The organism is Humiphilus diazotrophicus (assembly GCF_059726315.1).
Genome location: NZ_AP040870.1, coordinates 3,779,954 through 3,798,469, shown reverse-complemented (window position 1 = coordinate 3,798,469; position 18,516 = coordinate 3,779,954). Strand labels below are relative to the sequence as shown.

Below are 18,516 nucleotides of genomic sequence, written 5' to 3'. Positions count from 1 at the left end.
ACAACTCGCCTTCGCCGAAATCCAGTAGCAGACGCGGCGTTGTTTGTTTCAAAGTGGCCGTGGGGTGCTGCTCTTTAGGCTACATGTATCACTGCCAAAAGCAACTTCTAATCGAAAACATCAGAACTGCGGGACGGACTAAAATCTCATTGGGACGGAGCCGATACTAGCACAGTTGAAGGGCAATGGAATGAGCTAATCGTCGCAAAAAATAGAGACGCGGAATAGTTGCACCAATCATAGTGAAAATGGTTACTTCGGTTCACTGCAGATAGGTAAAAAGTTCCAATTGAGCTTGTGAAATCTACACGTTTGTGGTGTGGATCACTCGCACTCCCGTTTGCGGAGCGGGATGAAAATTTTCGCGAATCTAAGAAAAATCTTAGGGGCAATTTCGTGGTCTCGTGTGTACTGCGCTTGGTGAGTGCAGTCGCTTAAGGTATACTCAAATCTTGCCGTCAGGCACAGATTTCCTCAAGAGCAATAGGAGCGCAGTTTTATGCCAAAGCGCACATTTCAACCCAACCGGCGTAGCCGGGTGAAGACGCACGGATTCCGGGCGCGTATGAAGACCAAGGGCGGTGCAGCTGTTCTTTCGCGCCGTCGCGCTGCAGGACGCAAGCGTGTTTCCGTTAGTGCTGGATATCGCGACTAGTTTTCCTACCCACCGAGCGTTTTCGGGCGGATTACGAACATAGTATTTATGAGGCGTTTCGGCGCCTCTTGCTGTGTTTGGGATCATTTCCCTTTTCAAGCTAAGGACGATGCCCTAATGGACCCGCGCCTGCCAGCCGCACGCGACCTTCGCCTGCGGAAACACGCGGATTACCAGCGCGTGTATCAGGCCAGTCGCAAGCATTTTTCCACTTCTATGACCTACTTCTTCCGCCTACGCGAGGAAGAAGGGGCTTCCGGTCCTCGTGTCGGCCTCACGGCGGGACGTGTGCTCGGTAAAGCCGTGGAGCGGAATCGTATCAAGCGGCGCATGCGTGAAGCAGTACGCATGCATGCAGATCTATTGGATGCAAATGTGGATGTCGTATTGCATCCCCGGCGCTCTGTGCTTTCCATCAAATTTGGCGATCTGGAATCGGAAGTGAAGCGCATCTTCACTACGATCCATAAGACTTTTGGCAAGGTTTCGACCGTATGAGTCGTCTGGCCGAGGGGGTCGTCCGTCTATGGAAGAGAAGCCTGGGCCCTGTATTGAGTTCTCTCTCCGGAGGTGCGTGCCGCTTCCAGCCAACATGTTCGGAATATGCGGCTATTGCCATCTCCGAAAAGGGCTGGATTCGTGGGGGGATTCTGGCCGTTTGGCGAATCCTCCGCTGCCATCCGTTTTCCCGTGGCGGTTTCGATCCTGTACCGGGAACCTGGCCGCCGCCAAACCATGAAACGCATCAACATCAGGGCTGAGTGGTAGTCGTGTTCCCTGATCTTGCTCCTTTAGCCGGTCCGACGAGGAACTTGTTTACTTGCTGTGCATAGTTCCCCCGGCCCAATTACCATAGGATGTGCTACGGGACAGCCGAAGTAGGCCTCCCGTAACCGCTCATCACAGGAAGTTTCTACTTGGCAGAACTAAAGAATCCAAATCAGCAGGGTGGTGGCGGCCAGGACATGCGCACTGTCCTCGCCTTCACGTCGATTTTTTTCCTGATCTTCATAGGGCTGCAGTATTTTCGCAGCAAAAAGCCCGCTGAAGAGCCCAAGGCACCCCAGCAGCAACAGCAATCCGCTTCGACCGCTGCGCCTTCTTTGCCTGCTTCTGTTTCTCCGAATTCCTCTTCCGCTTCTGGCATTGCGGCCGCTTCGGTAGCTGCTCAGGTGGTTGCCGAGAAGGAAACCGAAACCGTTATTGAGAATGAGCTCTATCGGATTCGTTTCTCGAATCGCGGCGCCCAAGTGACTTCCTGGATCTTGAAAAAGTACAAGGACAGCAATGGGAAGCCTCTGGATCTGGTAAACAACGCAACCACCCAGTTTGGTTATCCGCTCTCGCTGTTTGCCTACGATCAGGGCGTGAAGGATCAGCTAAATAAGGGGATGTACGTTGCTTCCACTACAGGCAACGTGACTGCTCCGGCGACGCTGAGCTTCCGCTATGCGCAGGGCGGTCTGGAAGCGACCAAGACCTTCCGGTTTGATTCAAGCTACGTTCTCCACGCTGACGTCGTTGTCACGAAGAACGGCTCTCCCGTTACCGCGCTGCTTTCCTGGCCTTCAGGATTGGGAGATCAGGATACGAATGCGCTTTACGGCTCCGGTCAGTTCAATTGGAGCATCGGCGGTAAAACCGACGATCAGAAGTACAGCAAGGTTTCAAACGGTGCGACGCTGAATGGCAGCTACGACTGGGCCGGTATCAGCGACTCCTATTTTGGCGCCATCTTCCTTCCCGATGAACCTTCGCGCGCTTCCGTCGTAACTTTGCATAACGCAATTTCATTACCTCGTGATCCGAAGAACCCCAGCGGTCCTAGCGATCAGGCGAGTGTTCTTGGTACAGCAATCGGCGATACCAGCACCCATGTGCAGACGCGGATCTTTGCAGGTCCGAAGCAGTTAGAGGTTCTGAACAAGGTCCGGGGAATGGTGGGCGGCAAAGAAACCGGTCCCAATCTGGAATCGCTTGTTCAGTTTGGCTGGTTTGGATTTATTGCCAAGCCTCTCTTCCTGGCCTTGCGCTGGCTCTATGAGCACGGAATCGGTAACTGGGGATGGGCGATCCTGATCATTACCCTGATCCTCAACCTGGCTATGCTGCCGACCCGTTTGCAGATGATGAAGTCTGCGTTGAAGATGCAGCGGATCCAGCCGAAGATGGATGCGATTAAAGCCAAGTATCGCAACATGAAGCTCAATGATCCCAAGCGCCAGCAGATGAACATGGAGATCATGGATCTGCAGCGTAAGGAAGGTATCAACATGTTCGGCGGGTGCTTGCCCATGTTGATTCAATTCCCATTGCTCTTCGCCTTCTACCGCATGCTATCGTCCGTGATCGAATTGCGGCATGCAAGCTGGCTGTGGCTGCCGGATCTTGCTTCTCCCGATCCGCTTCACCTGCTGCCGATTTTCGTAATTCTCTCTATGTTCCTGGTTCAGTTCCTGACTCCTTCGCCCGGTATGGACCCGGCACAGCAGAGAATGATGGCCTTCACCATGCCGGCGGTCTTCGGCTTTACAATGTGGCACGTGGCCTCAGGATTGGCCCTCTACTGGGCCTTCGGTAACCTGATTAACCTGGTGATGCAGATCATCATGAACCGCACGAAGATGGGCCGCGAGATGCGCGAGATCGCCGCGCGAAGGGCCGCAAAACGTCTTGGCGGAGTCGGCAAGACGATTCAGGCACGGCGCTGATTCAGGAAAGCAATTGAGAAAAGGGCGGAGCTTCGGCTCCGCCTTTTCTTTGCCTTGAAAAGAACGGGACCACTTAGATAACCAGAACTCAATACGATTTGCGATACTAGTTATGAAATGCCGATTGAAGATTATCGAGAAGCAGCAGAAAAAATTGCAGGCTTTCTGAGATCAGTTACCTCGCTAGGTGGCCTGCGGCTGAAATATCGCATCACTGCCGGAGAAGGTGCGGCGGATCCTGATGGCCTGGAAGCTCGCGAGATTTATGTCGAGATTGCCGGCCCGGATGCAGGATTGCTCACGCAGCGAGGTGGTGAATTGTTGCGTGCTTTCGAGCATGTTGCAGCCAAAATGATTCGCCTCGAAAACGACGAGCACGACAAGGTAAGTTTCGATGCCAATAACTTCAAGGCAATCCGTGCGCGTGAGCTGCGTATGGCAGCAGAAACTGCGGCGGAAAAGGTGCGCAAGGTCGGGCAGCCGTATAGCTTCCAGCCGATGAGTTCTCGTGAGCGCCGCTTGTTGCATCTAGCCTTCCGTCAATACGAAGATCTTCAAACGGCCTCCAGTGGCGAAGGAATACGTCGCTTTGTTGTGGTCTATCCGAAAGGATGGCAGGAACAACAGAAGCCTGCGGCGAGACCTCAAGGCTTCGGCCGGCGGTAAAGACAGAGCTCTAGCTCCCAGCCTTTAGCTAGTAGCTAGGGGCTGTGGCAGTTAGGAGTCCTCTTTCAAGATGCAGTCCATTCCCCATAGCGTCGAGCGCGAGATTGCGTCTAACGAGACGATCGTTGCCATCTCTACTCCGCCAGGACGTGGCGGTATCGGAATTGTCCGCCTTTCCGGCCCAGAGGCGAAATCTATCGCCGTACCTCTTCTTCGTCTTCGAAATCCTTTAGCTCATGCCCAGGTTCGTTTTGCCGAAGTGCTTGATCCCGAGAATGGATCAAAGCTCGACGAAGCGCTTGCGACCTACTTTGCTGCGCCGAATTCGTATACAGGCGAAGACCTTGTAGAAATTGCCGCGCATGGTTCTCCGATCATCCTGGACTTGCTTGTTCGGCAGTCTATTGCTGGAGGAGCGCGTCTGGCATTGCCAGGAGAGTTTACGCAACGTGCTTTTCTCTGTGGGCGCATCGATCTTACCCAGGCTGAAGCTGTCAGAGACTTGATCGAATCGCAAACTCTCTACCAGGCTCGTGTTGCTGCCGAGCAGCTCGGCGGCGCGCTTTCCCGCCGTATCCAGCCGATTAAACAGCACCTGGTGGAGCTTGTGGCATTGCTGGAAGCGGGCATCGATTTTGCAGAGGATGATGTCGATGTCATCGCCGATGCCGACATTCTCGACCGGATTGCGCAGATTCGCGAGCCCTTGGAGACTATCTCTGCTTCCTTTGCACACGGCCGCATCGTGCACCAGGGCTTGACGATGGCAATCGTCGGCAGGCCCAATGCGGGTAAGTCTTCCCTCTTCAATCAATTGATTGAGCGTGAACGTGCAATTGTGACTGCCATGCCTGGAACAACGCGCGATCTGGTGACCGAGCGTATTTCTCTAGGTGGCATTCCGCTAGAGCTGGTGGATACAGCCGGTCTGCGCGAGGCAAAGGACGAGGCTGAAGAGATTGGTATTCGTAAGTCCTGGGAGGCCATGGCCGAGGCAGATCTGGTGCTGGTGGTTCTCGATGGCAGTGAAAAAAGAAATACCGAAGAACAGATTCTGATCGCCGGGCTGGAAGGTCGTACTGCTGTAATTGCTATGAATAAAGCCGATTTGGTAACTCAGCAGGAGATGGCTTTCCCATCTCAGGTTGCCGTGATCGAAACATCGGCGATTACAGGCCAGGGCGTCTCTGAGCTCCGGGACGAGATCTTGCGCCTGGCTGGTGCGGGTTCTGCGCATGAGAGCGGTATGCTGACAAACCTGCGTCAACACCAGGCTGTTACCGCCGCTATCGATGCTTTACATGCTGCAAAGGTTGCGGTCGATGAACATGTGCCTCACGAAATGCTCTTGCTCGACCTATACAATTCTCTTCGCCAGCTCGATGCCCTCACTGGCGAGACCACTCCGGACGACATCCTGAATCTGATCTTTTCTACTTTCTGCATCGGTAAATAAGCAGTCATAGCCATGCTTCAAAATGCTAATGAAACACGTTTTATAAACGGCGTTCTTTACCTAATTTGAAAAGGCACCAGTGTTTCAAGCGAGTTATGGGTGGCATAGCCCGAATGAAATCGGGATGATATCCGGGTATTGCAAGTTTTGGATCGATGAGAGTCCATCCCTGCCTCGTTACAGCAGCTCCTTGCTTGAAATCATGGCTGTTGTAAACCGATCCGGTTGGTCCGAATGATACATATGTACGGATTTCTTCGCGGTTGGCTACGGAGTTATACGAGAGCACAAGGCCTTTTCCCCAATCGATGTTGCCCTTCAATACACTTTTTTCTTGTGGAGCAATGACGTTTGACGTACATACCTTCCATTGCTCGGGTAGAACATCGATTCTCCATCGAAGATTTAGTGCGGCGCCATTCCCTTTATTTATAAAATCTATCTCGCTAGTACTACCGAAACGGCCGCCTGACACTTCGATTATGGGTCGAAAGGTTTCTGTATTTAGGGCTATCGAAGATTCTGTTTGACGTTGTAAGATCCTCAGCGATCTCACTGTGTAGAGTAATGCTAGAGCAGCAATTAGGACGCTACTGACGGAGGCCATTGCTTGAGTTAGTGCAGCGTGTTCTTCTATTCTTTGGAGCAAGATTTGGAGCATATCTTGGCTGCTAGCTTAACGGTTCAATCGTAGAACAGTATATGAATTCGATCTCATTGGCGGCAGGACTCTGTTACAGCCGTTATTCAGCCACTTTGATTTTTAATGCAACATGTACATATTGGCTGCCTTTCTTCCGAACTTGAATTTGCAGTTTACGGCCCTCAACCGATTCATTGATAAACGGCAACGTGTATTGTCTGTGAATTGGTTCTAGGGCTAGTTTGTGTTTATTTTGCCGTCGGGTTCGAAGGCCATTTTCATCTAGGACCATTCCCAATTCTTGACACGCTCTCCAGAGTACTTGTCCTCCGGGAATCATATTCCCGGACAGATACTTGTACATCGTACCTGTTTCAACCTGGAGCAAATTTGCTGCTTCTTCAACACGCATTTTGCGTTTTTTGACCGCATTCTTCAGTGCAGTTGCGATCTTTCCCCGTATTTCGTCGTCGATACGAGTTTTCATAGTATTCAGGCCATTCCAGGCTATCCGAAACGAGAAAAGTTATGCGAAGACAATCTCGTTTAAGAGAAAATCTTAAAAGAGAACAGACCTTTTGGGTCTAAAATCTTCTTTGAGGAAAGATCCATGCTCCAGCAGACCTTCATTCACATTCCCGGAATAGGACGGGAAACCGAACGGGAGATGTGGCTGAACGGCATTCAAAGCTGGGATGATGCTGATCGTTTCGACAAGCGCTTTGGAGTTCTGGGAGCTCGGCTACAGCAAAAACTAGACGAGTACATTCCTCAATCACGCCAAGCAATTAAGAATCGGGATGCTGAGTTCTTCCAGCGGCTTAGTGCGTTGGGTGAGGCGTGGAGGATCTTCCCGGAATTTTCAGATCAGTGCGTTTATCTCGATATAGAGACCACGGGTTTATCAACCGTTTTCGATACAGTGACGGTAGTAGGCCTCTACAATGGCCGCCGGTACGATGTATTCGTTCAAGGGCACAATCTTGACCAGCTTGAAGATGCTCTCAAGAAATACTCCGTGGTGGTGACCTTTAACGGTTCTGGGTTTGATCTTCGTTTTCTAAGGTCTGCCTTTCCTGGAATTGCACTTCCTCCCGTACACATCGATTTGCGTTGGGTATGCAGAAAACTGGGATATCGCGGTGGCTTGAAAGAGATCGAGAAGCAATTCGGGCTACATCGGAGTGATTCGATTACCGGAGTTACTGGATTTGATGCTACCGTCCTCTGGGCAAAACATTTGCGTGGGGACAAAGCTGCGTTTGATCAATTAATCGAGTACAACACGGCCGATGTCGTTCATTTGAAGGCACTCATGGAGATTTGCTATGACCGCCTTTCAATTGAAACAATGGATTTTCTGAAGACTTCAATTGCTCCAATCTTTACCGGTGTGTCAGAGCTTCCCAAGAGGAAAAAATTGGCGACTATGCGGAAGCTTGCTAGCCAAGCCTCCGGTCGTGAAATTGTCGCGAATCTTGTGAAAAAGGTTGGTGGTGATTCCGGACCGAAAATTGTAGGTATCGATCTTACGGGAAGCGAACGCAGAGCGACCGGCTGGGCTCTCTTAGACGGTTGTAATGCCTCCACCTTGTCTTTGCGAACAGATGAGGAATTGATTCGCGAAACAGTTACAGCGCAGCCCGATCTGGTGTCGATAGACTCTCCTCTTTCTCTCCCGGAAGGGGTCATAGACTGCGATTCTCTGGGGGATTCTCCCATTTACAGGAAGTGCGAGCTAGCTCTAAAACGCATGGGAATCTCCGTCTTCTGGTGCTTGTTGCCTACGATGAAGTGTCTCACGAGAAGAGGTATGCATTTGGCGGCAGAGATGCGGAAGCGTGGTTTGAAGGTAATTGAGAGCTATCCAGGGGCAGCTCAAGATCTATTGGGGATTCCTCGCAAAGGTTCCAGCCTCGAAGAGCTCAAACAAGGAATGGGACGGATTGGAATTAACGGAGCATTCCTCACTGGTCACGTGACGCATGATGAGGTTGATGCCATCACCTCTGCTCTAGTCGGCCTTTTTTATCTGGCAGATGATTACATAGCCTTGGGGACGCCCACCGAGGATTACCTCATCGTTCCTCGTTCCCCCAGCATTAATTACCGAAAGCTGGCGGAAATCATTGATGCTACAGGGCTCGATGCCATCTAGCTGGCGGTTAGAATGGTCAGCATGTCCGGTCATTCTCGAATCATCGTTGGCGTAGCAGGGCGGATTGGCTCAGGAAAAACTGTACTCGCCCGATGTTTAGAGGAAAAATTCGGTTTCCAATATCTTAGATACAGCCTGATTTTAGCGGAATGGTTTCAGACAGATCCTGCAGATAAGGCCCGACTTCAAGAGGTTGGTGGTGATGTGATGGCTGGCACAGGACAGAAGGAACTAAATTCCCGCCTCCTAGCACAGATTAACAAGGCACGTGATGTCGTTGTCGATGGTTTGCGTCATCAGATTGACTATGAAAGCCTCAAAGAAGCGTTTGGAAGACGGTTTTTTCTGATTTTTGTGGATACTTCCTTACAAATCAGGTTTGAGCGTCTTCAAAAGAGATTTCATAGTTACGAACAATTTCAAGATGCCGATTTTCGGCCTGTAGAGTCGAATATCGAGTCTTTAAAACCGCTTGCAGCAGCTAGCATTTCTGGAAACCTATCGGTAGACCAATTGCTTTTGGAGTTACAACAGCTGACAGAGATGTTTAGGCAGAGGATTAGTAAATGAGTGTTTGGGTAGTAGTAGGCGGCCAGTATGGGTCAGAAGGTAAGGGAAAGATATCTGCCTTTATCACATTGAAGGAAAAAATAGATATATGTGTGCGTTGTGGTGGGCCAAATTCCGGTCATTGCTTTGTCGATGATTCCGGTGAGTTGCAAGTATTGAGGCAGATTCCTACTGGTTATGTGCGACCAGCGACACGCCTCCTCATTCCTCCGGGCGGATTGATTGATCTTGCTGTTCTCCAGAGAGAGCTTAATTCCTTGAAACTCGGTCCAGATCGTGTCGGCATTGATTCTCGGTCTATGGTCATAGAGGATGATGATCGTCAGAACGAGCGAAGTCTCTCTTTGCGAGAGAGACTTAGTTCCACATTATGTGGTGTGGGCTCGGCCGTTGCGCGCAGAGTGTTACGCGGTGAAAATGTGCGTTTAGCCGAAGATGCTGCTGTTGGTGCCACTTGGCTTAAGCCCTACCTAGTGGATGTATCGAAGGAAATCAATCATGGGTTGAATGCCGGGAAAAAGATATTAGTTGAGGGTACCCAAGGATTCGGCCTTTCTCTCTATCATTCTGAAGCGTATCCGAAAACGACGTCTCGTGATACCTCAGCCGCAGGTTGTATTAGTGAATGTGGGATTAGTCCATTAGCAGTCACAAATATTATCTTGGTTCTACGGACATTCCCAATACGTGTTGCAGGAAATCAAGCCGGTCCAATTTTTGAAGAAATTGATTGGAATACAGTGCAGCGGGAAAGTGGATATCCTAATCCACTTGCGGAGTACACGACTGTGACTGGCATGCTTCGGCGAGTTGGTAGGTTTGACTATGATTTGGCGAAGCGAGCTATAGCGGTTAACCGTCCGACTGAGATTGCCCTAAATTTTGTAGATTATATTTCTTATCACAATCAGGCTGCAGATAGCGTGAATGGTTTGACTCACAATACACTCGCAACAATTATGCAAATCGAGGAGCATCTCAAGGTTCCGGTGTGCTTATTGGGCACAGGTCCGAGGTTAACACAAACACTCGTTGCCCCAAAAGGTATCTTGGCCATACGTTAAGCGGGCCGATCGAGGAATTGATGAATCGTGACGAAATGCTTAATCAAAAGGACTCTACTGAGCTAGCGAAGGAAGAGGAAAAGAAGAGACTTTCAAAACTTCGGTTTGCTCCGTATTCAGTTAGATCCTCCATCGAAGGTATTGGAATGCCCTCGGGTGTGTTGCTTAGTGAGCAAATCGAATATTACTGTAAGCACTACGATCTTCTCACTCCGTATACGCCTGAGAATATTATGGCGGCTAGTTATGAACTTCGAGTAGGGCTCAAATATTCTGTAGGAGGACAACATTTCGATCTAAAGCCAGGAGAGATACTCACTATTCCGAAGTTCGAGGTTGCGGTCATTGAGTTCTTCGAGACGATAAATATGCCAGACTTTCTCATTGGCCGGTGGAACATCCGTACTCGTTGGGCATACGAAGGTTTGGTATGGGTGGGAGGCCCTCAAGTTAATCCTGGTTATCGTGGATTGTTGATGGCTCCGATTTGGAACCTATCTAACAAAGACTTCAAAATTAAATGTGGTCATGCTTTAGCTGTGATGGATTTTGTAGTGACCAGCCCACCAACTAAGTGCTCGAATCGCGAGCCGCAATGGGATGAGCGTAGTCGCTTCATATTTGAAGATTACAATAAGCCAAGAAGTGGTTTAGTTGATCTTGTTAATGAAGCAGTTGGGGCCAATAAGAACTTTCGCGAACAGCTAAAAGAAAGCCAGGTAAGAATAGACACAGTCACTAGCATCATGTTTACTGCTCTTGGGGTACTTACTACGGCAGTTACGCTGATTGCTACGAAGCCAAGCGGAACAAATTACTGGTGGGAACCGAATATTTTTCTTTTATGTGCTGTAACGACAGTTCTTGCACTGATGGCTTGGGTACGACCGATCTGGAAAGAGAAGAACGGTTGGCGTCTTACATGGCTTGTTTTGATATTAGTGACTTTAGTTGCTGGTCTAGAAGTTTATCTCACCGCGCATCATATACATGAGGTTAATAAGGAGCTGGATGAGATCAAACAAATGAAGGTGGAGATCGATTTACTAAAGAGTAATAATCAGAGACTTATTGATGAGCTCCAAAGGTTGGATACATCAAGAGTAGAAAGAAGATAGGAGATTCGTTGTCGCTGTGGCTGTTTCGTCTTTGTTCCGATGCTGTCTCATCCTTCTAGACACCACTCTTCTCCACCACATCAGGAAGCCGGTAAAGAAGAGTAGCCCTGGACTTATACCCAGTAAGATCCAGGCGATTCGAGAATAGCTTCCAGCAAAGGTTCCGAAGTGCAGGGGACCAAAAAATAGCAACATGCGGATGGCAAAGCTTTCGCTGCGGGAATCGATGTCGCTTAGGTTCCTTCCTGTATATCGGTCGAAGGCTACGCGCGCATATTGCCCACGATCTTCTGCGTGGGGTGGGTTGAGCGATACGACAACCGGGGCGGTTAGCTGCTCAGGTATCGTCAAGCCACGTAAGGTGCAATCGGGATGGAGACGGAGGCTCTCCAGTATGAGTGGTTCAAGAGGATGAGAAGGTACACCACGTTTTACTTCTGACCGTGGTGGAACCAGAATGCGCTGGACCTCCTGGATATCTCCTCCCATCATGAAGACCAAGGCTCCTGCCATCGGTAGAAAGAAGCAGTAGTAGATCCCTGTAAAGGCTTCGATAGCGAGTGGTATTGCGAGCCAGAATCCAAATACGTTGTGAAGATCCCAATTCAAACGTGGCCATCTGGCTTTCCAGTGAATATGCAGTCCGGAGCGCCATCGGTCGCGTCCCGGCCACCAGATAACCATACCGGTCAGGCAGAGAAAAAAGAGAAGAATAGCTCCAATACCATTGACGATGGTTCCCGTCTGTCCAGCGAGAAGCCGATAGTGTAGCTCAGCTGTCCAGTTAATCAGTCCTTGTGTACGGCCTTGTTCTCCAAGCAACTTCCCCGTGGATGGATCGAGATATATAAGTTTCTGCACGGAGCCCTTGGCCAGGTCCGGGGTCATATAGAAGACCCATGGCTCAGGCGATCCATCCGATTGTTCTTCCGTTGAAATGTATTGGATTGACCACGAAGGATGGAGCCTTCTAGCTTGCTCGATTAGTTTGTCGGCGCTGAGTCTCTGGCCTCGATTGGTGTGGAAGAAGCGAGGAGTCAGCTTGTGTTCGAGTGCATCTTTGTAGACAATCGCACTTCCACTGATACCAACGATCGTACTTATCAGTCCTACGGCGATTCCTATCCAGAGATGGAGCTGAAAGAAAGCGCGACGAAGCCAGGTCTTTCTGGGTGTATGCAGAAATAGAGAGCACGATTTAGCTAGTAGTCGCATAGGCTGTTCACGAAGTAATTAAAGTAGGTCTACGCGTATTTCTGTCGCGTAGACCCGCAGTGTTTATTTCTTCGTCCGTTCTCCACCAGGAAGATTCCAACGGATGCCGCCGATTACATTTCGCGTCGATCCGTAGTTGCAATAGCTGAGTCCTGTACAAACCGATACGTAACGTTTGTCTGCAATGTTTGTAGCGTTGACGGAAAGGCGAAAGGCTCCGAAGTCGTAGCGGAGATTTGTATCAAAGAGCGTATATCCGGGCACGATAAATTCGTTTGTTGAACTCCCTGCGCTGATGCCCGTATAGCGTGCTCCCGCGCCGAGCCCCAGTCCTCTCAACTTTCCACGCGGTACCGTGTAGTCGGCAAGCAAGGATGCAGATTGCTCAGGAGCAAGGATGGCACGTTTGCCGAGTTCGGATTCGATGGTTGTTCGAGTTACTTTGACATCGTCATACATATAACCCGTGTGAAGGGTAAGCGTGGAGAGGAGCTTGGTTACGGCCTCGAGTTCCACGCCACGCGAGCGAATCTCTCCGGTTTGTATGGTATTGAGCCCATCGGGCGTCTGTACATTCTGCTGCGTGATGTTGTAGAAGGAGGCGGTAAAGAACCCTCTCCAACCATGCGGCTGATATTTGAGTCCTGCTTCATATTGGCGGCCTGTGGTTGGTTTGAAGGCTTTGCCGAAGAGGTCTGTTCCGGTCGTAGGAAGGAAGCTTGTGGAATAGCTGAAATATGGGGCGAGTCCAAAGTTTGTAAGATAGGTGACTCCGGCGCGTTCCGTGAACCTGCTTGGATTTTGCTTTGCTGAGCTCTTTGCGAGGAGATCTTGCGTATCAATGTAAGCCCAGTCTTCCCTGCCTCCGAAGGTGAAAATAAGATGCTGGCGGATCTTAAGTTGGTCTTGCAGATATACACCTGTTTGATGTGAGGGCTGGTGAGACGAAGACGCCGGTGGTAACAACGGCATTTTGACTCCATAAACAGGTTTGAAGATGTCTATCGACGGTCCTATCGTCCAGAAGGTCGGCTGGTCCATAACTCCATTGGAGTAGTCCACTCCGGCGAGGAGTGTTTGTGAAATGTTGCTGCTGTTCCAGCTTGCGTGTGCCTGGGTATCTGTTGTGTAGAGATGAGAATCAAAGTGACCCGAAAAGGCGATGCGATCGAGAGTTCGGTAATCACGTTCGAGTGCATACCCGTAGATGTCGTTTCCTTCCCAGCCAATGTTGGAATAGCGTGTCGTTTGCCGAATAGACCAGCGCTTATCGAGATGTCTCTCAAATGCCCAACCGCAGTGATATTGATTGCGGAGAAAGTAATCGAAGGTCGGTTCTCCCATGTATCGATAAACCGGGACAACACCGTAGGGATTCGGTAAAAGCGTACCGTAGGCGGGCAGGAACTGCCCGAAGCCTGCATGGTCGTGTTGATACTCGGCGAGCAGTGTGAGAGACCCTTTATTGTCTGGAATCCACGTCAGGGATGGAGCTACATAACGGCGATTATCCGGCACATAGTCTACTTGGTTATCGCTGTTGCGGATTAAGGTTGTAATCCGATAAAGAAGGTGGCCTCTGCTATCGAGCGGTCCACTCAAATCGGCCTTGAACTGACGACGATTGTAGCTGCCACTGTTCCATTCAATCTGGTGAAAGGGCGTGGAGAGAGGTCGCTTGGAGACCATGTTTACCAGGCCTCCCGGCTGGCTCTGTCCATAGAGAACAGATGCCGGTCCCTTTAGGACATCCAGTTCTTCGAGCCCATAGGGCTCAGTACGGCCTGCGATTTGTCCACTTTGCCAGCGCATGCCATCACGGAACATCCCATAAGTTCCGGCGTCGAAGCCGCGAATTCTTACCCAGTCATAGCGTGTGTCGCTTCCATATGTTTCGGCATTGACGCCGGGAGTGTAGCGGAGTGCGTCCATCACAGTCTGGACGTTTTGTTGCTGGAGCTGATCGAGTGTGATGACAGAGATGGTCTGTGGCGTTTCAATCAGGGGTGTACTGGTCTTTGTACCTGTTTGCGTTTCATCTCCAACGTAGTCCTGGTTCGCTGTAACCGTAACTGTACTTTGCTCCGCTCCCAACAGGAGCCGAAATGTCAGCGGATCTTGAGGGCGGTCATATGGCACTTCGATCTCTTGTTCGTATGTGGAGAAGCCCGCAGCGTGGATTGCTACTCTGCATTTTCCTTCAGGGAGAGCCAGGGAAAATTCACCATTGGCCGCGGAGGTTGTGTTTCTACGCGTATTGCCACAGACAAAAAGGATGGAAGAGGAAGAGACCGCAGCACCGCTGGGATCTAGCACGATTCCTGAAATCGTTTGAGTATGTGGCGGTGGCGAAAGGAAGAAAGACTGAGCCGGAAGCAGTTGCACAACGAGTGTAGATGCAAGGAACACAAAGCTACAGGCAGAAAGCCATACTCTGTGCCGAAGAGAGGAGCGGCCAGCCATAGAAAAATACCTTTCGTGTACCGAAGGCTGACTTGTCCTATACTCTGGAGCCTGCCGCCAGCCTTTCGGTTGTCGATCTCAAGGTCCTCGCGGCGCTTCGCCAAAAGACTCCACGAGGACCTTCCTGGATCAAGTTGTTTTTTAGATGCAACCAAGTTGCATCTAAAAATAGATGTTCGACTAGATTTGAATTTTTGGTTCCTGATTAAAATACGACAAATCCAGTCCTAGATCAACGATTGTGCGCGTTTTCTGTTGCATCTGGAGATGCAACAGCCGAAAATCCCATGACTTTCAGGGAAATCGTAATAGCGAGAGTATGCAAATGTGTTGCAATATGAGACCGCGAGAAAGATTAACGGAATGCCCGCACAGATATCAGTTTTCCTCCTACTTCGAAACCAAGGTTCTCTAGAGCGGAGTCAGGGTTATTGTGTGCTATTCAGCAAGGGTTAAGTGCAGCTTTTCTTGACGGAAAGCCGCGCAGTCCGCTGTGGCTTGCGGATACATCTACCCTGATTCCGCTATAGAGCATTTTCGCTTTTAGTATGGTCCAGCGGAATTCAGTGCAGTGTGGCCGTTCTTTGACGGAACGGCCACGCGGTCATTTGTTCCGGGTCTACAGTGAAAGCGAAATTGCTCTAGTAGCTGGAAGGGTATGCCGGATAGTATTCAACTCGATTGCGTCCATTCATTTTTGCCCGATAGAGAGCTTGATCTGCCTGATCGACAAGCGAGCTGGAATCGTGGATTGAGCAATCGAACCAAGCCAGGCCGAAACTGCATGTAACAGGCGCGGAGATTTCACCGCTGCGGAATGGGTTGCCGCAAACCGAGAGCCGAAGTTCCTCAAGGCGCTTGAGTGCGATCTCCGGATCGAGGCTGGGCAGAATGATCAGAAGCTCTTCGCCTCCATATCGTCCAACATAGTCATAAGAACGGACTGCTGAGAGGATTCGGTTTGCGTATTCCTGCAAGAAGGCATCGCCCACCAGATGTCCGTAGGTGTCGTTGATATCTTTGAAGTGATCGAGGTCGGCAATGGCGACGGCGAGAGTTGTTCCCTCTCTCTGGCACCGATGGATCTCCCGTTCTAACTGCTCGAAGATGGCTGCGCGGTTAAGAAGCCCGGTAAGAGAGTCCCGGGTGGCAATCATTCGTAGCTCTTCTGTCCGCTCCGAAACTAAGCGCTCCAGATAGCGCTGGCGAACCAGGAGTAGCCGCACATTCCAACGCCAGATCAGCCATACAAATGCCAGGATGACGATGGCAATAGAGACATAGAAGGCTTTTGTCTGCCACCATGGCGCAAGGATCGTAAAGGAGAGGGTTTCTACGGGAGATAGGTCATGCGTACCGGTATCTTCGGCGACTACTTCCAATCGGTAGTGGCCCGGAGATAGCGGTGGATACCGAAGCTCGTGTTCACTGGTTTCTGTCCAGTCTTCTACCTGGGCAAGGCGATACCGGAAGTTGATCGCATTTGCGTTGGCAAAGTTCGATGCCGCTAGATGAAAGGTGATTGGGAGGCGGGCCCACGGTAATTCTTTTGTCTGGTCTTGATCGAGAGAGGCAAAGGCGATGTTTCCACGTTTGGCTTCAGTAATCCATGCAGAGAGCGGCTCCGAGCGGAAGAGATTCTCGGGATGGACGAGATGTGCTAAGCCAGCGCTGGTGCCGATCCACACCGTGCCATCGGGTGCGGAGAAGAAAGATGCTCCGTCAACATCATTCCAGATGAGGCCGTTTTCTTCTGTAACTCTGCGCCACTGCTTGCCGTTAAATACATCTACACCGGCGTCAGTTCCGACCCATAACCAACCTCGCGAGTCGATATCGAGTTCAACGATTTCACTGGAAGCCAAGCTGCTGGAAGGGATGCGGTCGAGTATCCGCAGCTTATTCCCATCCATGCGTGCGTGTAGTAGCGAGAGCGGTTCTACCCCATTTAGCCAGAAAGATCCATCGGCCTGGACCGCAACATGTTCTGCGAATTGCGGGGTGAAATCGGAAGGCAGAGGGATATGGACCCAATGGTGATGGTTCTCGTACTTATACAATCCGGCATTCGACATGAACCAAAGATCACCGGAACGATCCTGGACGGCCTTATAGATACGTACTCTGGGGACCTCTTGCACCAGAGTTGGCTGTGCTTTATTTCCCTGCTGCAGATCTAGAAAGTAAAGCCCAATCTGAGAGCAGATCCATAAACGATCTGTAGAATCCACCAGCAGAGAGATAACGGAGTGAAGATTTGTAACTATACGGGATGTCTTTTTGATGGGATCATATTCGATCAAGTCTCCATCGTTTTCCCCGCCCCAGATATGGTCGTCCTTCGACTTTGTAAGTGTTTGGACAGCCGGTAGATTATGGGGATAATTTCCCGCTCTTTTCTCGAACCGATTACTTCCCTTCGGTAGAAAACGCAGATCGGTTTGGGTCCCTGCCCAGACGCCATGAGCATCTTGATAGATGCCCCATATTTGGTTATCGGCCAAGCCCTCATCCGTTGTATAGGATTCCCAGGTGTCATAACCTTTCCAGCGTGCAAGACCATGTCCTGTAAGAGCGAGCCATGGTGATCCCTGTTGGTCGACAAGGATATGTCCGACAGGGAAAGCTGGAATTCCGTTGCTGGTCGCGAATATTTTCCAATGGCCGTTTTCAAATCTGGCTAAGCCTAAGGGCAGGTTGGCCAGGATTCGTCCATTGGCATCTTCCGCCAGGGTGCCGTCCTTTGTTCCGGTGAGCTGTTGCGTAAGATCGCCGTCTTGAAGGGAGCAGCCGGATAAAGTGCAAGCGGCAATGTGGTGAAGTCCGCGTGCCCAGAGCTTGCCTGTATGGTCGACAAGGATGGGTCTCCATCTATCTTCGGGTAGTCCCCGAGCCGGGGTAAAGACCTGTATCTTTCCTGGAGAGGATGCACACAGGTTGTTGCTGCAACCCATCCAGAGGCGGTCTTCTGGAGTTGCCAGCAATCCGGAAATGTTGAGCAGTTGGGGATATTGAGTCAGTTGTTGAGGACTAAAGTACGGTGCGAGCTTCCAGGAGCTTCCTAAGTCGGAGCTTTCTGCCACAGCGACGGTATGGTTGTTGAGTAGAAAGATATGGTTGGGATCGTCGGGAAATGACGTCAACGCGGAGCGCAGATCCATCTGAAGATTCCGCGGCGAGCTAACCCGGTGAAAGGGGCCGTGATCTGCAAAGAGTACGTCGTGGAGTGTAGTGATCCAGATTCTCCCGCGTCCGTCTTGATGGATTGCAGAAATATCGTGATCGTCAATTCCCTCAATAGTTTGTAAGCGGGAGAAGCGCGCGCCATCATAGCGATAGAGCCCATTTTCTGTCCCAGCCCATATGAAACCGGCTCGATCTTGAAGAATGCTGGTTACATTCAGATTGTGCAGCCCCTCGGGCTGTCCATATTGTTTGAAGGTATAGTGCTGCGCCTCGACATACCGGCAAGTCAGAACTGCCATGGTTACAAACAGCAGTGTCCGCGAGATCGGATGGAGTGCCCACATATCTGCATCCTATCTCGACTTTGTAAAGTCTACTAAGCTTTATTGATGGAGTTTGTTGGATTCAGTGTTGAATGGCTGGTATGTGAAACAAGTTGCAGAGCGAAAGGGCTGGATAGGTAAAGGTGTTGCCTACAGCGTTGAATTTGAGGTCTCTTTAGGGTGAAGGGCGTGATTACTGATAGGTAAGGCTTTAGGTTACCTTCTCTATATGACTTATCTATTGTGGCCCGACAGAGATTGCTTTATCTAGTGTGCAATCGAAAGGGC

The 18,516-nt window shown here is 50.5% G+C and carries 14 protein-coding genes; 10 read left to right on the top strand and 4 right to left on the bottom strand.

Annotation, left to right across the window (positions count from 1 at the left end; all coding sequences use genetic code 11):
• Window positions 1–499 precede the first annotated feature (499 nt).
• The 6 genes from rpmH (at window position 500) to mnmE (ending at window position 5,488) form a co-directional block, all read left to right on the top strand.
• Window positions 500–655 carry a 50S ribosomal protein L34 gene (rpmH, locus tag AC6I7T_RS16300; RefSeq protein WP_497788365.1) on the top strand — a complete coding sequence of 52 codons (156 nt, stop codon included), beginning with the start codon at window positions 500–502 and terminating at the stop codon, window positions 653–655.
• A gap of 48 nt (window positions 656–703) precedes the next feature.
• Window positions 704–1,153 carry a ribonuclease P protein component gene (gene rnpA / locus AC6I7T_RS16295; RefSeq protein WP_497788364.1) on the top strand — a complete coding sequence of 150 codons (450 nt, stop codon included), beginning with the start codon at window positions 704–706 and terminating at the stop codon, window positions 1,151–1,153.
• Entirely contained in the window at window positions 1,150–1,416 is a 267-nt protein-coding gene (gene yidD, locus AC6I7T_RS16290) for a membrane protein insertion efficiency factor YidD (RefSeq protein WP_497788362.1), read from the top strand. Before rnpA ends, yidD begins: the two co-directional genes overlap by 4 nt.
• A 156-nt stretch (window positions 1,417–1,572) precedes the next feature.
• Complete coding sequence (yidC, locus tag AC6I7T_RS16285; protein ID WP_497788361.1) at window positions 1,573–3,366, top strand: membrane protein insertase YidC; 1,794 nt, start codon at window positions 1,573–1,575, stop codon at window positions 3,364–3,366.
• A 117-nt stretch (window positions 3,367–3,483) separates the two neighbouring features.
• The gene (locus tag AC6I7T_RS16280) at window positions 3,484–4,032 is read left to right on the top strand and encodes a Jag family protein (RefSeq protein WP_497788359.1); all 549 of its coding nucleotides are present in this window, start codon (window positions 3,484–3,486) and stop codon (window positions 4,030–4,032) included.
• A 70-nt stretch (window positions 4,033–4,102) separates the two neighbouring features.
• On the top strand, window positions 4,103–5,488 hold the full coding sequence (gene mnmE, locus AC6I7T_RS16275; RefSeq protein ID WP_497788358.1) for a tRNA uridine-5-carboxymethylaminomethyl(34) synthesis GTPase MnmE: 1,386 nt from the start codon (window positions 4,103–4,105) through the stop codon (window positions 5,486–5,488).
• 743 nt (window positions 5,489–6,231) lie between these two features.
• Here mnmE and AC6I7T_RS16270 read toward each other — a convergent pair.
• Window positions 6,232–6,618 (bottom strand): hypothetical protein, encoded by a 387-nt coding sequence (locus AC6I7T_RS16270; protein ID WP_497788356.1) that lies wholly within the window; start codon window positions 6,616–6,618, stop codon window positions 6,232–6,234.
• 123 nt (window positions 6,619–6,741) lie between these two features.
• On the opposite strand from AC6I7T_RS16270, the gene AC6I7T_RS16265 reads away from it, so the two are divergent.
• The 4 genes from AC6I7T_RS16265 to AC6I7T_RS16250 are packed head-to-tail and all read left to right on the top strand — an operon-like array spanning window position 6,742 to window position 11,041.
• Window positions 6,742–8,289 carry a ribonuclease H-like domain-containing protein gene (locus AC6I7T_RS16265; RefSeq protein WP_497788355.1) on the top strand — a complete coding sequence of 516 codons (1,548 nt, stop codon included), beginning with the start codon at window positions 6,742–6,744 and terminating at the stop codon, window positions 8,287–8,289.
• Between the two features lie 21 nt (window positions 8,290–8,310).
• Complete coding sequence (locus AC6I7T_RS16260; protein WP_497788354.1) at window positions 8,311–8,859, top strand: AAA family ATPase; 549 nt, start codon at window positions 8,311–8,313, stop codon at window positions 8,857–8,859.
• Window positions 8,856–9,923, top strand: a complete 1,068-nt coding sequence (locus tag AC6I7T_RS16255; protein WP_497788353.1) for an adenylosuccinate synthetase — start codon at window positions 8,856–8,858, stop codon at window positions 9,921–9,923. Before AC6I7T_RS16260 ends, AC6I7T_RS16255 begins: the two co-directional genes overlap by 4 nt.
• A 20-nt stretch (window positions 9,924–9,943) precedes the next feature.
• Window positions 9,944–11,041: a hypothetical protein gene (locus tag AC6I7T_RS16250; protein ID WP_497788352.1), complete on the top strand. Its 1,098-nt coding sequence runs from the start codon at window positions 9,944–9,946 to the stop codon at window positions 11,039–11,041.
• Here AC6I7T_RS16250 and AC6I7T_RS16245 read toward each other — a convergent pair.
• From AC6I7T_RS16245 to AC6I7T_RS16235, 3 genes are all read right to left on the bottom strand, one after another.
• Window positions 11,021–12,256 (bottom strand): PepSY-associated TM helix domain-containing protein, encoded by a 1,236-nt coding sequence (locus tag AC6I7T_RS16245; RefSeq protein ID WP_497788351.1) that lies wholly within the window; start codon window positions 12,254–12,256, stop codon window positions 11,021–11,023. The genes AC6I7T_RS16250 and AC6I7T_RS16245 overlap by 21 nt on opposite strands.
• 63 nt (window positions 12,257–12,319) lie before the next feature.
• Window positions 12,320–14,665 (bottom strand): TonB-dependent siderophore receptor, encoded by a 2,346-nt coding sequence (locus AC6I7T_RS16240; protein WP_497788349.1) that lies wholly within the window; start codon window positions 14,663–14,665, stop codon window positions 12,320–12,322.
• A gap of 695 nt (window positions 14,666–15,360) precedes the next feature.
• Entirely contained in the window at window positions 15,361–18,249 is a 2,889-nt protein-coding gene (locus AC6I7T_RS16235) for a ligand-binding sensor domain-containing diguanylate cyclase (protein ID WP_497794549.1), read from the bottom strand.
• Between the last annotated feature and the right edge of the window lie 267 nt (window positions 18,250–18,516).

Bases quoted from the DNA above. Each gene is read 5' to 3' on its own strand.
- rpmH (WP_497788365.1), top strand. From the start codon at position 500: ATGCCAAAGCGCACATTTCAACCCAACCGGCGTAGCCGGGTGAAGACG.
- rnpA (WP_497788364.1), top strand. From the start codon at position 704: ATGAGGCGTTTCGGCGCCTCTTGCTGTGTTTGGGATCATTTCCCTTTT.
- yidD (WP_497788362.1), top strand. From the start codon at position 1,150: ATGAGTCGTCTGGCCGAGGGGGTCGTCCGTCTATGGAAGAGAAGCCTG.
- AC6I7T_RS16280 (WP_497788359.1), top strand. From the start codon at position 3,484: ATGCCGATTGAAGATTATCGAGAAGCAGCAGAAAAAATTGCAGGCTTT.
- mnmE (WP_497788358.1), top strand. From the start codon at position 4,103: ATGCAGTCCATTCCCCATAGCGTCGAGCGCGAGATTGCGTCTAACGAG.
- AC6I7T_RS16270 (WP_497788356.1), bottom strand. From the start codon at position 6,618: ATGAAAACTCGTATCGACGACGAAATACGGGGAAAGATCGCAACTGCA.
- AC6I7T_RS16265 (WP_497788355.1), top strand. From the start codon at position 6,742: ATGCTCCAGCAGACCTTCATTCACATTCCCGGAATAGGACGGGAAACC.
- AC6I7T_RS16260 (WP_497788354.1), top strand. From the start codon at position 8,311: ATGTCCGGTCATTCTCGAATCATCGTTGGCGTAGCAGGGCGGATTGGC.
- AC6I7T_RS16255 (WP_497788353.1), top strand. From the start codon at position 8,856: ATGAGTGTTTGGGTAGTAGTAGGCGGCCAGTATGGGTCAGAAGGTAAG.
- AC6I7T_RS16250 (WP_497788352.1), top strand. From the start codon at position 9,944: ATGAATCGTGACGAAATGCTTAATCAAAAGGACTCTACTGAGCTAGCG.
- AC6I7T_RS16245 (WP_497788351.1), bottom strand. From the start codon at position 12,256: ATGCGACTACTAGCTAAATCGTGCTCTCTATTTCTGCATACACCCAGA.
- AC6I7T_RS16235 (WP_497794549.1), bottom strand. From the start codon at position 18,249: ATGTGGGCACTCCATCCGATCTCGCGGACACTGCTGTTTGTAACCATG.